Below are 480 nucleotides of genomic sequence, written 5' to 3' on the forward strand. Positions count from 1 at the left end.
GCTGCCGGCGCAAAACGCGACCGGCAACTGGATCAAGGTCGTGCAGCGCCTGCCGGTGCGGATCGAACTCGATCCGAAGGATCTCGACAAGCATCCGCTGCGCATCGGCCTGTCGATGCAGGTCGACGTGGACATCAAGGACGAACGCGGCGACCAGCTCGTCAACGCGCCGAACACCGTCTACGAGACCAACGTGTTCGCGAAATACGGCGACGAAGCCGACGCCGAAATCGCGCGCATCATCGCCGAGAACGCAGGCGGCAACGCGTCGGCGCCGGTCGCGGCGAAGCAGAACAGCGCCGCGAAAATGATGTAACCGTTCCGACTCCGGAAAGACAACCGACATGGCACAGGCTCCTGTCTCCCACCCGCCCTTGCAGGGCGGGCAACTCGTGCTCGGCACGATCGCGGTGTCGCTCGCGGTGTTCATGAACGTGCTCGACACGTCCATCGCGAACGTCGCGATCCCGACCATCTCGG

At 64.4% G+C, this 480-nt stretch carries 1 protein-coding gene; it reads left to right on the plus strand.

All coding sequences use genetic code 11. The features are described from left to right. On the plus strand, positions 1–316 hold a 316-nt coding region (locus ACU8YE_RS24720), incomplete at its 5' end, for an HlyD family secretion protein (protein WP_446930079.1). Positions 317–480 lie beyond the last annotated feature (164 nt).

The sequence above is a fragment of the Ralstonia sp. VS2407 genome (assembly GCF_052950655.1).